The organism is Methylobacterium radiodurans (assembly GCF_003173735.1).
GTDB classification, from domain to species: Bacteria; Pseudomonadota; Alphaproteobacteria; order Rhizobiales; family Beijerinckiaceae; genus Methylobacterium; species Methylobacterium radiodurans.
This window is the reverse complement of sequence record NZ_CP029551.1, coordinates 4,996,422-5,010,349: the sequence shown is the minus strand read 5'-3', so window position 1 is coordinate 5,010,349 and position 13,928 is coordinate 4,996,422. Positions and strand designations below refer to the sequence as shown.

Below are 13,928 nucleotides of genomic sequence, written 5' to 3'. Positions count from 1 at the left end.
TCGCTGGGGGTAAGGGTCGGCTTTCGCCCGCGGCGCGTGGGGCGTGGTGTGCGACACCGCTGGCGCGTATGCTCGCCCTCGTCAGGATGCCGCCCGATGAACGTCATAGCCAGCGTCGCCCGGGCGGTTCCGCGAAAGCTCACCGGGCCGGGTCCGGTGCTCAGGTCGATCTGGCTGTGGCGGTGGATCTTGGCGGCCATCACGCTCGTGGCTACCCTCGTGGTCTTCGCGTTCACTCTGGAGGCAGGCCTCGACCTGGCCCGTCGCCAAGCGCGCCAGCGCCTCGTCATTACCGAGGCCGTGCTGCGGGCGGCCGTCAACCGGTACGAGTATCTGCCCACGGTCCTCGCCCTCGACACGCAGGTGCAGGCCCTCCTCGAAGCCGTCGATGCGCCGGACCGCATCGCCGCCGTCAACACCAAGTTCGAGGCCGTCGCGGCGACCTCGAACGTCTCGGCCATCTACCTCCTGGATGCCGACGGCTTGACGCGCGGCGCGAGCAACTGGAACCGGCCGCTCAGCTTCATCGGGGCGTCCTACGCCTACCGGCCCTACTTCACCGCGGCCAAGACCACTGGCGTCTCACGCTATTTCGGCGTCGGCACGACAACCGGCCTTCCCGGCCTGTTCGTCGGCAAGGCCGTTTCCGGACCGGACGGCCGGGTCGTGGGGATCGTGGTTGTCAAGGTCGATTTGGAGGGACTGCAGGGTGAGTGGCGGGCGGCCGGCGAGCAGGTGCTGGTCTCGGACGCCGCCGGCGTGGTCTTCCTCGCGAGCGAGCCGGCGTGGAAGTATCGCCCGTTCCACCCGGTCGGCGTGGCCGATGCGGCGCGGATCCAAGCCGAGCGACAATACGGCGACAGTACCCTGCAGCCCCTTCTCGACGGCGAGCAGGCGGACCTCGCGGGCGTCATTGATCTGCCGGTCGAGGGCCGAACCGTCAGCGGGCTCGTGGAGCGCGCGGCGATGCCGGATCTGTCCTGGACGGTCTGGTACGTGACGCCGACTGGACCCGCCCTGCGACAGGCCTTGCTCGCGGCCCTGGTTGCGGCGATCGCCTGCTTGGCCCTGGCTTTCGCCCTGGCTGCCCGGAGCCAGCGGCAACGACGGCTGCAGAGCGAGCGGGCGATGCGCCTCTCCCTGGAGCAGCGCGTCGCGGATCGTACCCAGGCCCTGAGCGCCGCCAACGACCGCCTTCGCGGCGAGGTCGCGGAGCGGGAGCGCGCCACCGCGGCGCTACGGGCGACCCAGGACGAGCTGATCCATGCCGGCCGCCTCGCCGCGCTGGGACAGATCTCGACGGCCATCAACCACGAGATCAACCAGCCGCTGGCAGCCCTGCGCACCTTCCTCGCCAGCACGGCGAAGTTCCTGGAACGTGGCGATCTCGCGACGGTGGAGCGGAACCTCGAGCGGATGACGCAGGTGACGCAGCGCATCGGCGAGATCATCCGCCACCTGAAGGCCTTCGCCCGCAAGACCGGGCCGGAACATCGTGAGCCGGTAAGCTTGCAGGCGACAGCGGAGGCCGTCCTGGATCTGCTCCAGGCCCGCATCCGGTCCGAGGGAGTGACCGTCACCTGCGCGATCCCCGCCGAGGCCTTCGTGCAGGCGGAGCCGGTTCGCTTGGAGCAGGTCCTGCTGAACCTGATCGTCAACGCCCTCGACGCGATGCGGAGCACGCCCGAGCGCCTGCTTCATTTGACCGGTGCGCGCGAAGCGGATGGCACCTGGCGCCTCAGCGTCGCCGATAGTGGCGGCGGGATTGCGAAGGAGCACATGGGGCAGGTCTTCGATCCCTTCTTCACCACGAAGTCGGCCGGCGAGGGCCTCGGCCTCGGCCTATCGCTGTCCTCGCTGATCGTGCGCGATCTCGGCGGCAGCATCGCCGCCGCCAACGACGAGCGCGGCGCGGTGCTCGCCATCGTCCTACCTGCGGCGAAGGGGTAAGCGCGGTGGTGGGTCGGGCGGCGCGTGTCCTGTTCGTGGACGACGAGGAGACGGTGCGCGAGGCGCTGCATCAGTGGCTGACCCTCGCCGACTTCGAGGTCTCGACCTTCGAGGAACCGCGGGCGGCGCTGGGCCTTATCGACGAGTCCTTCCCCGGCATCCTCGTCAGCGATATGCGGATGCCGGGCATCGACGGCCTCGAAGTCCTCGAACGGGCGCTCGCCCGCGACCCAGACCTGCCGGTCCTCCTGGTCACCGGGCACGGGGACGTGCCGATGGCGGTCGAGGCGATGCAACGGGGCGCCTACGACTTCATCGAGAAGCCCTTCGTGCCCGAGCGTCTGGTCGATGCGATCGGCCGCGCCTGCGAGAAGCGCCACCTGACCCTGCGGTTGCGCAGGCTCCACGCCGTCGATGATGCGCAAGGCATCGAGAGCCGCCTCATCGGCACGTCGCGGGCGATGGAGAATCTGCGGCGCGAGGTGCTCGGCCTCGCCGCCACCCCGGTCAACGTCGTCATCAACGGTGAGACCGGTTCCGGCAAGGAACTGGTCGCCCAGTGCCTCCACGCCTTCTCCAGCCGGCGGGACGGCCGCTTCGTGGCGGTCAATTGCGGCGCCATCCCCGACACGATGATGGAGAGCGAGCTGTTCGGCTTCGAGGCCGGCGCCTTCACGGGCGCGCTGAAACGCCGGGTCGGCAAGCTGGAATACGCCCATCGCGGCACGCTCTTCCTCGACGAGATCGAGGCCATGCCGCTTGCTGGGCAGGTGACCCTCCTGCGGGTGCTCCAGGAGGGCAGCCTGGAGCGGCTCGGCTCGAACGCGACGGTGCCGGCCGACCTTCGCACCGTCTGCGCGAGCAAGGTCGATCTGCGCGCGCACTCAGCCACCGGGCAGTTCCGGGCCGACCTCTACTACCGCCTCGGCGTCGCGGAGTTGCGGATCCCGCCCCTGCGGGAACGGCGCGAAGATATCCCATTGCTGTTCGAGGTCTTCGCGACCCGCGCCGCCGAGGCGCATGGCCGGACGGTGCGCCCCCTCAGCGCCCGGCTCATACAGGATCTCGCGGCGCGCCCGTGGCCCGGCAACGTCCGCGAGTTGCGCAACGCCGCTGAGCGCTACGCCTTCGGCCTCGATCAGCTTGACGGGTCGCAGGAGGCGGCGACGGGCGAACCGCAACCCCTGTCGGCACGGGTCGACGCATTCGAGCGCGATCTGATCCGCCACACCCTGCAAGAGACTCGGGGAAACATCGCCGAGGTCATGCGCCTGCTCGACCTCCCCCGCCGGACCCTGAACGAGAAGATGCAGCGCTACGGGCTGAACCGCGCCGATTTCACCGAGTGAGCGACCGCCGCCGAATAAGTCGGACGTGCAGCTCAAGGCGTGTCCGCTTTCAGGTTTGTGGGGCACGCGGTCCGAGCGTCTGGGTTGGGTCGAAAGCATGCTTTGATGCCCGCTCGTGGGCGGACATTCCGCGATCGACCTAACACAGTTATCTAGATTGGCAAGCAATGATGGCCGTCAGCAAACGCATGGGGAACCCCGGTTTTAGCGCCCATGCTGCCCGGATGCTCTAGAAGCCTCGAGGCGGCTCAGTGGAAGAAGCGGTTGCCCGGCCGCGGCAGGCCAAGATGGTTGCGTAGCGTCGTGCCCTCGTACGCCGTACGGAACAGGTTCCGCCTCTGCAACTCGGGCACGAGGCGGTCGACCACGTCGTCGAGACCTTCCGGCAAGAACGGGAACATTACGTTGAAGCCGTCGCAGGCGCGTGTCTTCAGCCATTCCTCCATCCTGTCGGCCACCTGAGCGGCGGTGCCGACCATCTGAAGGCCGCCGTAGCCGCCGACCTTACGGGCGAGATCGCGCACCGTTGCACCGGTGCGGCGCGCGTAATCGACGATCTGGGCCTGCCCGCTCTTGCTCGCATTGGTCTCCGGGATCTCGGGCAGCGGCGCGTCGAGATCGAAGACCGAGGTGTCGGTTCCGAGGCGCACCGAGAGGTTGGCAAGCCCACTGTCGGGATGGACGAGGTCGTCGAGGCGCGCCTTCTTGGCTCGGGCCTCCGCTTCCGTCTCGCCGAGCACCACAAAGAATCCCACAGACCCGTCACCACGTCGAAGAACTCGCGGGCCCGCGCGTAGCGCACCGCGTGCTCGAGATGCGCGTCGCGCCCAAAATTCAGCGCCTCGTCGGGGTTGCTAGAGGTGACGAGGTTCCAGCCAGCGCGGCCCCGCGAGATGTGGTCGAGCGAGGCGAACCTGCGGGCCACGTGGTAGGGCTCGTTGTAGGTGGTCGATGCGGTGGCGATCAGGCCGATGCGCTCGGTCAGCACGGCGAGCGCCGGCAGGAGCGTCAGCGGGTCGAACGAGGTCACGGTGGCCGAGCGGCGCAGGGCCGCCTCCGGCATGTACATCACGGCCAAGTGGTCGGCCATGAAGAAGGTGTCAAACTTCGCCGCCTCCAGGCGCCGGGCGAAGTGCGCCAGATGCTCGAAGTTGAAGTTCGCGTCCGGCCAGCCGCCCGGATAGCGCCACCAAGCGGCGTGGATGCCCACCGGGCCATGAAGGCGCCAAGATGCAGGCGGCGGTCCTGGCTCATGCGTGCGCTCTCCGGCCCTATCAGGGATGCTTGTGGATGGGATCGACCCAGTAGACGGTCTCGGGTGCCTCGGCCGCTGCGACGTCCGGCAAGTTGACCACGACCGCCTCGTTATCGGAGCGCACCAGCACGCAGTGCAGGGGCTCGTCGGTCGAGGCATTGATCTCCTGGTGCGGCACGTAAGGGGGCACGAAGATGAAGTCGCCGGGCCCCGCCTCGGCGACGTATTCGAGCCGTTCGCCCCAGCGCATGCGGGCGCGGCCCGAGACGACGTAGATCACGCTTTCCAGCGCGCCGTGGTGGTGCACCCCGGTCTTGGCGTCGGGCTCGATCGCCACGGTGCCGGCCCAGATCTTCTGCGCGCCGACCCGGGCGGCGTTGACCGCCGCCTGCCGGAACATGCCGGGTGTCTGGGCGGTGTTCGGGTCGAGCCGGTCGCCCGGAATCACCCGCACTCCGTCGTGCTTCCAGCGCTCGGACGCGGCGTCCTGCCCGTGGGTATGGTCGTGCTTGTGCCCGTGGTCATGATCGTGGTTGTGCGTGTGGCCGTCGCCGGGATCGTGCATGTGGCTTCCTCCGGCGCCGATCATCGCACGGCCGCGAGCGCTTCGGAAAACCCGGGATCGAGGATCTTCTCGGCCCGGGGCGCACGGGCCTGCGGGATCAATCCGGCGCGGACGTACAGGTCGATGATGCGCTGCTCGTCAGCGATCACCGCAGCGTCGATCGGCACCGCGCGGTATTGCGCCCGCCCGAACCAGCGCAGCGGCACGGCCTCAGGCAGGCCGATCAGCTTCGACCAGACGGCGGCGTAGGGGGCCGGGTCGTTCAGCGCCCAGGCGCGGGCGCGGGCGAGGCGTGCCGCGTAGTCGGCGAGCAGGGTGCGCTTGGTCCTGAGCGCCGCCTCGCTCGCCACCGCGAAGCTCAGGCCCGGCGTGATGCCGTTGCCGTCGCGCACCACGCGCACGAGGCCGGCGAGCTCGGCCGCCGAGGTGTAGGGCTCCCAGGTCGCCCACGCATCGACCGCGCCGGAGGCCAGCGCGAGCTTGGCGTCGGCCGGCGGCAGGAAGTTGAAGCGCACGCTGTCGGCCGGCAGGCCGGCCTCCTCCAGGGCGGCGAGCACGATCTGGTGGCCGATCGAGCCGCGGTTGGTGGCGATGCGCTGGCCCTTCAGGTCCGACACCGTGCGGATCGGCGAATCGGGGCGGACCAGGATCGCGAGCCCGTCCTGCCGGTTGCGGAAGGCGAGGAAGGCCCGGACCGGCACGCCGGCCGCGGCCGCGAAGGTGAAGGGCGCGTCCCCCACCCCACCCGCGTCGATGGCGCCGGCGTTGAGCGCCTCCAGAAGCGGCGCCGCGGCCGCGAACTCGGCCCATTCGAGCCGGTAGTGCAGACCGTCGAGGACGCCCGCAGCCTCCATCAGAGCGCGGGCGTTGCCGCGCTGATCGCCGACGCGCAGCACCTCCTCAGCGCGGGCGGACAGGACGGTCAGCAGCGCCGTCAGGGCGAGGACGAGGGCGCGCATCAGGCGGCCTCCGCCGTGCCGCCGCGACGCGCGAGCAGGTCCCGGAAGGCCGGCAGCAGCGCCCGCCCGTACTGGAGCGCGTCCTCCAGCGGGTCGAAGCCGCGGATCAGGAAGGTGCGCACCCCGAGGTCGTGGTAGTCGAGGAGCGCGTCCGCCACCTGCTCGGGCGTGCCGACGAGGGCGGTGGAGTTGCCGGCAGCACCCGTCTCCGCGGCGATCGCCGTGTAGAGGCGCTTGTCGAGGCGCGGTCCGGAGGCGGCCGCCGCGAGCAGGCGGCGCGAACCCTCGTTCGGGGGCGTGGCCGCGGGGCCGAGCCCCCGGGCCGCCCGTACGGCCCGCGTCCGCGCCAGGATGTCGTCCGCCCTCGCCCAGGCCTCCGCCTCCGTCCCGGCCAGGATCGGCCGCACCGAGAGACTGAAGCGCGGGGCGCGCCCGTGCCGGGCGGCCTCGGCGCGCACGCGGCCGATCAGCTCGCGCACCTGCGCGTGCGTCTCGCCCCAGAGCGCGTAGGTGTCGGCGTGGCGCCCGGCGACCGCCAGGGCCGCGGGCGAGGCCCCGCCGAAATAGACCGGGATCCGCGTGACCGGCCTCACCTCCGAGAAGCCGCCCGCGACCCGGTAATGCGCGCCCGCGTAGTCGAAGGGCGCGTCCGAGGTCCAGGACAGGCGGAGGATGTCGAGGAACTCGCCCGTGCGGGCATAGCGCTCGTCCTTCGTGAGGTGGTCGCCGTCCTTGGCGAGGTCCCGATCGTCCCCGCCGCTGATCGCGTGGATCGCCACGCGCCCGCCGGTGAGCTGGTCGAGGGTCGCGAACTGGCGCGCGGCCACCGTCGGCGCGACGAAGCCGGTGCGGTGGGCGATCATCAGGCCGACCCGCTCCGTCACCGCCGCGACCGCTGCGGCCACGAGCAGCGGGTCGGGCGCGGTGGAGTAGGCGGCCACGAGGACGCGGTCGAAGCCGCCCCACTCTTGCGCCTGGGCGAGCAGGCGCAGGTAGTCGCGGTCGATCGCCGGCCCCTGCGGCGCGCGCGTCTCCGAGACCTCGCGCGGGGCGACGAAGCCGATGAACTCGGTTCTCTCAGGCGGAAGCAGGCTCATGGTGTCGTCCTCGAAGGGGTCCGCAAAGGGGTCCGCGAAGGGGTCCGCGACGCGGATCAGAGGCCCAGCGCGGCGCGGCCGGCGGCGGCCCGAACGGCGTCGCCCTGCGGCCAGTGGATGCGCGCGCAGAGCACGTCACGCAGGTGCCGCTCCAGCGGGTTAGCCCGCGCGAGGGCGGCGTTCCCGCAGAGCTCGGTCGCCCGCTGCACCGCCAGGATGGCGTTCTCGGTGACAGTGACCTTCACGAAGCCGGCCTCGCGCGGGGCCGGCGGCGCGCCCGCGTCGGTCTCGGCGGCGAGCCCCCGGACGAGGCGCGCGTTGACCGCGAGCAGGCGCTCGTTCTCGCCCACCGCCTCGTGGAAGCGGGGCAGGCTTGCCAGCGGCGCGCCGAGGCTGCCCGGTCGGCGCTCGCGCAGGAAGCGGACGAGCCAGTCCTGGGCTGCCCGGGCGACGCCGTCGTAGAGCGCCGCGAGCAGGGTGCAGCTCCAGGCCTGCTGCAGCGCGTCGGGGGCCTGCCAGCCGGCGGGCGGACGCAGGTCGACAGCGTTGGCGCCCGGCACGGGGACGTCCTCGAAGATCACGTCGTGGCTGCCCGAGGCCCGCAGGCCGAGATGATCCCAGGTCTCCACGATCCGGATGGCGGGCGCGCCGAATGGCACGAGCAGGTTGCCGATCCTGGGCTCCGGCTCGTCGGTGCGCACGAAGACGAGACCGTAGGCGAGCGCCGGGGCGCCGGTGGAGTAGATCTTGCGGCCCGTGACGCGCCAGCCGTCGCCGTCGCGGCGGGCCACTGTCTCGGGCAGGCCGCCGCGGGCCGGGGTGCCAAGCTCCGGCTCGACCCGCAGGGCGTTGATGAAGGCGCCACTGAGAGCCGCGTCCCGCCCGACCGCGTCGGCAAGGGCGCGCGGCCAGGGCGAGCCCACCTGGTGGATCAGGCCGTGCTGGAGCAGTGTCATCGCCAGGACGAGGGCGGTGGCCGGGTCGCCAGTCCCGATCCGCCCGACCACCTCCGCGGCGCGCCCGAGGCCCGCGCCGCCGCCGCCGAGCCGCCGCGGCACCGTGAGCGCGACGAGCCCGGCCTCGTGCAGAGCCGCGAGGTTGGCGTGCGGGAAGGCGCCGCTGCGGTCGTGCGCGCCCGCATGGACGGCGAAGCGTTCGGCGAGCGTGCGGGCGGGATCGGGCGGAGGAACGGCGACGGTCATCGGAGATCGGGAGGTTGCGGAGCGCTTCGGCGGAGGCCAGGAGCCACCTCCCCAAGGGTCGGGCCGGAGCGGGCGATCGTCAACGAAGTCGATTTCTAAAGATCGGGTTGGCGGAAGAACATTCCTCGCGTTACCTGCCGCTGCGCGAGGCTAAATGCGCGATTCCGTATCGATGGCGCGCAATATATCTTCCCTTGAACATGGGGCGTCGATGGCGGCATCCATGCGTGGCGAGGCTAGAGCCGTTGCGTTGACGCGCTCTCTTGCGCCGAACCGGCATCCACTTCGGCGGAGAGCGCTTTAACGGCCGGAGGTGCGGGCGCGCGGCCCGTTGAACGGCGCACGACCCCTACACATAATGGTCTCCGGCCGGTGATGAGAACGTTCTCGCGCTGTCGCCCCGATCGAATAGACTCCTTTCGCGGATGATCGCGAATGAGAATACGCTTTCGTTGACATCGCGATCGCGTGATTGAACACTGAATGCATCGGCTCCGCCAGAGAGCCGCTCCCGGAACGACGCCGATACGTCGCCCGAGCCATCGGGCGCTTCCGCTCGCGCCGTTCGTCCGCACGACCCGCCGCCCTGCCCGCGGCATCCGGAGACCATCATGACCGACGAGCCCCAGCGCCCCGGCATCGCGCCGTCGCGCCGGTTCCTGCTGAGCGCGGGCGCCGCCGCAGCGGCCCTGCCCTTGTTCGGCATGGGCACCGGCCGCGCCTGGGGGCCGGGGCCGGACCTGCCCTTCGATCCCGGCCCGCTCTGCCGGCCTGCCGCCGCGGAGGGGCCGGCGGAGGGGAGCGGCCCGCTGAAGCCGATCAAGCTCGCCTGGAACGCCACGGCGATCTGCACCGCCGCGGCGCCGCTCGCCAAGGAGCGGGGCATCTTCGCGCGCCACGGGCTCGACGTGGAGTTCGTCAATTTCGGCGGCTCGACCGAGGCGCTGCTGGAGGCGATCGCCACCGGCAAGGCCGATGCCGGCATCGGCATGGCCCTGCGCTGGCTCAAGCCCCTGGAGCAGGGCTTCGATGTGAAGATCACCGCGGGCCTCCACGGCGGCTGCCTGCGTCTGCTCGGCGCGAGGTCGGGCGGCATCACCGAGGTCGCCGCGCTCAAGGGCAAGACCATCGCGATCAGCGACCACGCGAGCCCGGCCAAGAACTTCTTCGGCCTGCTGCTCGCGAAGGCCGGGATCGACCCGGAGACGGGCGTCGAGTGGCGGCAGTACCCGGCCGACCTCCTCAACCTCGCGGTCGAGAAGGGGGAGGCCCAGGCGCTCGCCGATTCTGACCCGCGCACCTGGATCTGGCTGAAGAACCCGAACTTCACGGAGGTCGCCACCAACCTCTCAGGAGAATATGCCGACCGCACCTGCTGCGTGGTCGCGGTGCGGGGCAGCCTGATCCGCAACGACCGCGCCGCGGCCTCCGCGCTCACCCGCGCCATCCTTGAGGGCGGCCACCGGGTGCACGAGAACCCGGAGGAAGCCGCGCGGATCTTCTCGGGCTACGGCGGCAAGGGCTCGGTCGAGGATCTCGCCGCGATGCTGCGCAGCCAGCACCACGGCGACCGCCCGGTCGGGGCCGACCTGAAGCGGCAGCTCGTGCTCTACGGCGACGAGCTGAAGCAGGTGAACGTCCTCAAGCGCAGCACCGACACGGCGAAGTTCGCTGAGCGCGTCTACGCCGACGTGCTGAGCTGAGGGGGCCGGCATGGCAAGCTCACCGGCAAGCACAACCGGCGTCGCAGCCGGGGTCCCGCGCGAGGTCCGGCGCCGCGCCGCCGACCGGCTCCCCGTCCTGTCCCTGCGCGGCCTCGCGGCGGGCGCGGCCTGGCTCGCGCTCGCGGGCGCGACCTACGGCCTGCCGGAGGAGGGCGACTTCCCCTACACGGTCGCCTTCGCGACGGCCGCTCTCGCCGTTGGGCTGGCTCTGCCGCCAGCCTCGGCCCTCTCGGGGCGCCTCGGACGCGTCGGCGTGTCGCTCGCCTACTGGACGCCCTGGCTCGCCGCCCTGGCTCTGGCCTTCCTCGCCTGGGAGCTGATCACCGCCAAGTTCGGCCTCCTGCCGATGCCGTTCTTCCCGCCGCCGCAGGCGATCCTGGAGGTCTTCCTGGAGGATTGGCCGAAGCTCGGCGGCAGCATCCTCAACTCGCTGAAGCTGCTCCTCGGCGGCTACCTGATCGGAGCGGCACTCGGCTTCGCGGCGGGCGTCGCCATCGGCTGGTCGAAGGCGGTCGGCTACTGGGCCCACCCGGTGCTGCGCTTCGTCGGGCCTCTCCCCGCGACAGCGTGGCTGCCGCTCGCCTTCTTCGTCTTCCCGTCCTCATGGTCGGCCAGCACCTTCCTGGTCGCGCTGGCCACCGGCTTCCCCGTCACGGTGCTGACCTGGTCGGGGGTGGCGGGGGTCAACAAGGCCTATTTCGACGTGGCGCGCACCCTCGGCGCCTCGCCGGCCTTCCTCGTCCTGCGGGTGGCGGTCCCGGGCGCGCTGCCGCACGTCTTCGTCGGCCTGTTCATGGGCCTCGGCGGCTCCTTCGCGGTGCTGGTGGTGGCCGAGATGCTCGGCGTGAAATCCGGCCTCGGCTGGTACCTGCAATGGGCGCAGGGCTGGGCGGCCTACGCCAACATGTACGCGGCGCTGATCGTGATGGCGCTGATGTGCTCCGGGCTGATCACCCTGCTGTTCGCGGTCCGCGACCGGGTGCTCTCCTGGCAGAAGGGGCTGGTGCAATGGTAGCCGCGACGCGCGAGCACCCCGACCCCGGCACCTCTGCCGGGACGGTCCCGGCGGGCGCCCGGCTGACGGTCGAGGCCGTCTCGCACGCCTTCGACATCCGCGGCACGCCCCTGCCGGTGCTCGACCGGCTGAGCCTCGACGTGGAGCCCGGCGGCTTCGTGGCGCTGCTCGGCGCCTCGGGCTGCGGCAAGTCCACCCTGCTGCGGCTGGTCGCCGGGCTGGAGCCGCCCAATGCCGGCCGCATCGCGGTCGATGGCGCGGCGGTGACCGGACCCGACCCGTCCCGCCTCCTCGTCTTCCAGGATCCCACGCTCTATCCCTGGCGTACGGTGCGCGGGAACGTGGCGCTTGGCCTGGAGGCGCGGGGCATCGGCCGCGAGCGGGCGGCCCGCGCGGACGCGGCTCTGCGCCTCGTGGGGCTCGACGGGTTCGCCGAGGTCTACCCGCACCAGCTCTCAGGCGGCATGGCCCAGCGCGCGGCGCTGGCCCGGGCGCTGGTGAACGAGCCCCGCCTGCTCCTGCTCGACGAGCCGTTGGGCAAGCTCGACGCCCTGACGCGGCTCGCGATGCAGGCCGAGATCCTGCGGCTCTGGCAGCGCGCGCGCTTCACCGCGGTCCTCGTCACGCACGACGTGGAGGAGGCGCTGGTGCTGGCCGAGCGGGTGATCGTGCTTTCCGAGCGACCCGCCGCAATCCGGGCCGACATCCCGGTCGACCGGACCTACCCGCGCCACCGCGACGATCCCGAACTCGTGCGCCTGCGCCGCGAGATCCTCGGGATCCTCGGCCAGCCGACCTGAGCCTGCTCGCCTCCGTCAACAGGCTCGCGCCGCCGCGCGGGCCCTCTACCGCGTTTCCGAACCCCATTCTTCGAGGATCCGATGTCCCTGTCCCGCCGCGCCGTGCTCGCCGGCCTCGCCGCCCCCGCCCTCCTCGGCCTTCCGGCCCGCGCCGCGGCGACCTTGCGGATCGGCTATCAGCGCTCTTCCACGCTGGTCGCTCTGCTGCGTCAGGACGGCAGCCTGGAGGCGGCGCTCCAGGCCCAGAGCACAGGTCTGTCCTGGCATGAGTTCACCAGCGGCCTGCCGATCATGGAGGCGCTGAACGCCGGGCAGATCGACGTCTCGGCCGACGTCGCCGACACGGTGCCGGTCTTCGCGCAGGCGGCCGGCGCGGGCATCACCTACGTGGCTCAGGAGGCGGCCTCACCCGAGGCACAGGCGATCCTCGTGCCGGCCGGCTCCCCCGCCCGCACGGTCGCCGACCTGAAGGGCAAGCGGGTCGCGCTGACCAAGGGCGCGGGCAACCATTTCCTGGTGCTCGCCGCCCTGAAAGAGGCCGGGCTGAGCTTCCGCGACATCGTGCCGGCCTACCTCACGCCCGCGGACGGGCGGGCGGCGCTGGCGAGCGGCGGTGTCGAGGCCTGGGCTGCCTGGGACCCGTTCCTCACGGCGGCGCAGCAGCAGACGGGCGCGCGGATCCTGCGCGACGGGACCGGGCTGTCCCTCTACAAGCGCTACTATCTTGCGGCCGATGCCTACGTGGCGGCCAATGGCCCGGTGCTGGGCGTGCTCTTCGCCAAGCTCGCCCAGACCGGGGCCTGGGTGAAGGCGAATTCGGCCGAGGCCGCCGCCCGGCTCTCTCCGCTTTGGCGGCTGGAGCCGGACATCGTCGTCACGGCCAACGCGCATCGCAGCTATCGGGTCGAGCCTGTCACGCGCGAGGGCCTATCCGAGCAGCAGACAATTGCCGACGCGTTCCGGGCCGAGGGGCTGCTGCCGCGCTCCGTAGATACTACCGCCCTTGGGATCTGGGCGCCGCCCGTCCGCTGACTTTTGCAGGCGTCGGCGAGCGTGGACCTATCGAAAGACGAGGTCAGAGCGAGCCGAGATGAACCTGGAGGCTAGTCCCGATTTAGCCGAACACGAGACGATCAGTATCGATCGACTATCCCGCCCATCAGCCTGCCCGTATGCGGAAGTTGCGAGGATCTGCTTTAGGTCAGAAGCAGCGGTCTGGGTCCGACGACGCGAGTGTCGGCTTGTGCTGCAAAGATCTGTCATTCGACATTGGGCCTATCGGCAGCAGCGGGTTCCTCATGACGAGCTCCTAAACCCAGGAGCCTGTCATGCCCGAAGTCGTCACCGTTCCCACTAGCAAACGTGTACCCTGGAACCGCGGCCATTTTGTCGGACCTAAACCGCCACTGAAGCCGAAACACATCTGGGCCCTGCGCACGCGCCTACAGCTTGCCAATCGCACGCGAGACCTCGCCCTCTTCCACCTCGCCGTCCACAGCAAGCTGCGCGGGTGTGATCTCGTCCGCCTGCGCGTGAGCGACATCCATCTGGGCGATGCCGTGCGTCTCCGAGCCACTGTGTGCCAGCGTAAGACCGGCAGGCCGGTCCCGTTCGAGATCACCGAACCAACGCGCGAGGCTCTTCACGGCTTTGCTGGCTGCGCGCAGGTTGTGAGCCGGTGATTGGCTGTTTCCAAGCCGCAGCCGATGCGGAGAGCATCTCACGACACGGCACTACAGCGGGTTAATCGACCGCTGGGTCGGCTTGATCGATCTGGACCCTTCGGCTTCGGCACACACAGCCTGCGCCGCAGGAAGGTCGCGCTGGTTTACAAGCGAACCGGCAATATTCGAGCCTGCCAACTGCTGCTCGGCCACATCAAGCTGGAGAGCATGGTGCGCTACCTAGGCATCGAAGTCGACGACTCCCTCATCGCCTCAGAGCAGACCGAGATCTGAACCGGGCGCCGCGGTCGAAATGGCCGCGGCGTGCCAGTAGAATGATCGTCCCTT

At 70.8% G+C, this 13,928-nt stretch carries 12 protein-coding genes and 1 pseudogene; 8 read left to right on the top strand and 5 right to left on the bottom strand.

All coding sequences use genetic code 11. The features are described from left to right. Window positions 1-96 precede the first annotated feature (96 nt). Complete coding sequence (locus DK427_RS23500) at window positions 97-1,950, top strand: ATP-binding protein (RefSeq protein WP_109953497.1); 1,854 nt, start codon at window positions 97-99, stop codon at window positions 1,948-1,950. A 5-nt stretch (window positions 1,951-1,955) separates the two neighbouring features. Beyond that, entirely contained in the window at window positions 1,956-3,299 is a 1,344-nt protein-coding gene (locus DK427_RS23495; protein ID WP_204165226.1) for a sigma-54-dependent transcriptional regulator, read from the top strand. 248 nt (window positions 3,300-3,547) lie between these two features. Here DK427_RS23495 and DK427_RS23490 read toward each other — a convergent pair. The 5 genes and pseudogenes from DK427_RS23490 to DK427_RS23470 form a co-directional block, all read right to left on the bottom strand. Next, window positions 3,548-4,553 (bottom strand): annotated as a pseudogene (locus DK427_RS23490) (LLM class flavin-dependent oxidoreductase). A gap of 20 nt (window positions 4,554-4,573) precedes the next feature. Then, on the bottom strand, window positions 4,574-5,119 hold the full coding sequence (locus tag DK427_RS23485) for a cupin domain-containing protein (RefSeq protein ID WP_109953496.1): 546 nt from the start codon (window positions 5,117-5,119) through the stop codon (window positions 4,574-4,576). A gap of 20 nt (window positions 5,120-5,139) precedes the next feature. Further along, on the bottom strand, window positions 5,140-6,078 hold the full coding sequence (locus DK427_RS23480) for an ABC transporter substrate-binding protein (protein ID WP_204165225.1): 939 nt from the start codon (window positions 6,076-6,078) through the stop codon (window positions 5,140-5,142). Beyond that, entirely contained in the window at window positions 6,078-7,175 is a 1,098-nt protein-coding gene (locus DK427_RS23475; protein ID WP_109953495.1) for an LLM class flavin-dependent oxidoreductase, read from the bottom strand. Before DK427_RS23475 ends, DK427_RS23480 begins: the two co-directional genes overlap by 1 nt. Before the next feature lie 56 nt (window positions 7,176-7,231). Then, window positions 7,232-8,377 (bottom strand): acyl-CoA dehydrogenase family protein, encoded by a 1,146-nt coding sequence (locus DK427_RS23470; RefSeq protein WP_109953494.1) that lies wholly within the window; start codon window positions 8,375-8,377, stop codon window positions 7,232-7,234. 611 nt (window positions 8,378-8,988) lie between these two features. Between DK427_RS23470 and DK427_RS23465 the strand changes: the two genes are divergently transcribed. The 6 genes from DK427_RS23465 (at window position 8,989) to DK427_RS27605 (ending at window position 13,874) form a co-directional block, all read left to right on the top strand. After that, window positions 8,989-10,080 carry an ABC transporter substrate-binding protein gene (locus DK427_RS23465; protein WP_109953493.1) on the top strand — a complete coding sequence of 364 codons (1,092 nt, stop codon included), beginning with the start codon at window positions 8,989-8,991 and terminating at the stop codon, window positions 10,078-10,080. A 10-nt stretch (window positions 10,081-10,090) separates the two neighbouring features. Then, window positions 10,091-11,116: an ABC transporter permease gene (locus tag DK427_RS23460; protein ID WP_109953492.1), complete on the top strand. Its 1,026-nt coding sequence runs from the start codon at window positions 10,091-10,093 to the stop codon at window positions 11,114-11,116. Beyond that, window positions 11,110-11,916 carry an ABC transporter ATP-binding protein gene (locus DK427_RS23455; protein ID WP_109953491.1) on the top strand — a complete coding sequence of 269 codons (807 nt, stop codon included), beginning with the start codon at window positions 11,110-11,112 and terminating at the stop codon, window positions 11,914-11,916. Before DK427_RS23460 ends, DK427_RS23455 begins: the two co-directional genes overlap by 7 nt. Window positions 11,917-11,997: 81 nt before the next feature. Then, window positions 11,998-12,948, top strand: a complete 951-nt coding sequence (locus tag DK427_RS23450; protein WP_109953490.1) for an aliphatic sulfonate ABC transporter substrate-binding protein — start codon at window positions 11,998-12,000, stop codon at window positions 12,946-12,948. A gap of 296 nt (window positions 12,949-13,244) precedes the next feature. Further along, window positions 13,245-13,598, top strand: a complete 354-nt coding sequence (locus DK427_RS27610; protein WP_425452498.1) for a site-specific integrase — start codon at window positions 13,245-13,247, stop codon at window positions 13,596-13,598. After that, on the top strand, window positions 13,599-13,874 hold the full coding sequence (locus DK427_RS27605) for a site-specific integrase (protein ID WP_425452497.1): 276 nt from the start codon (window positions 13,599-13,601) through the stop codon (window positions 13,872-13,874). The last annotated feature ends 54 nt before the right edge of the window (window positions 13,875-13,928 follow it).

What these genes read in the sequence shown, in the direction of transcription:
- DK427_RS23500 (WP_109953497.1), top strand. Translation starts at nt 97, where the DNA reads ATGAACGTCATAGCCAGCGTCGCCCGGGCGGTTCCGCGAAAGCTCACC.
- DK427_RS23485 (WP_109953496.1), bottom strand. Translation starts at nt 5,119, where the DNA reads ATGCACGATCCCGGCGACGGCCACACGCACAACCACGATCATGACCAC.
- DK427_RS23480 (WP_204165225.1), bottom strand. Translation starts at nt 6,078, where the DNA reads ATGCGCGCCCTCGTCCTCGCCCTGACGGCGCTGCTGACCGTCCTGTCC.
- DK427_RS23475 (WP_109953495.1), bottom strand. Translation starts at nt 7,175, where the DNA reads ATGAGCCTGCTTCCGCCTGAGAGAACCGAGTTCATCGGCTTCGTCGCC.
- DK427_RS23470 (WP_109953494.1), bottom strand. Translation starts at nt 8,377, where the DNA reads ATGACCGTCGCCGTTCCTCCGCCCGATCCCGCCCGCACGCTCGCCGAA.
- DK427_RS23465 (WP_109953493.1), top strand. Translation starts at nt 8,989, where the DNA reads ATGACCGACGAGCCCCAGCGCCCCGGCATCGCGCCGTCGCGCCGGTTC.
- DK427_RS23460 (WP_109953492.1), top strand. Translation starts at nt 10,091, where the DNA reads ATGGCAAGCTCACCGGCAAGCACAACCGGCGTCGCAGCCGGGGTCCCG.
- DK427_RS23455 (WP_109953491.1), top strand. Translation starts at nt 11,110, where the DNA reads ATGGTAGCCGCGACGCGCGAGCACCCCGACCCCGGCACCTCTGCCGGG.
- DK427_RS23450 (WP_109953490.1), top strand. Translation starts at nt 11,998, where the DNA reads ATGTCCCTGTCCCGCCGCGCCGTGCTCGCCGGCCTCGCCGCCCCCGCC.
- DK427_RS27610 (WP_425452498.1), top strand. Translation starts at nt 13,245, where the DNA reads ATGCCCGAAGTCGTCACCGTTCCCACTAGCAAACGTGTACCCTGGAAC.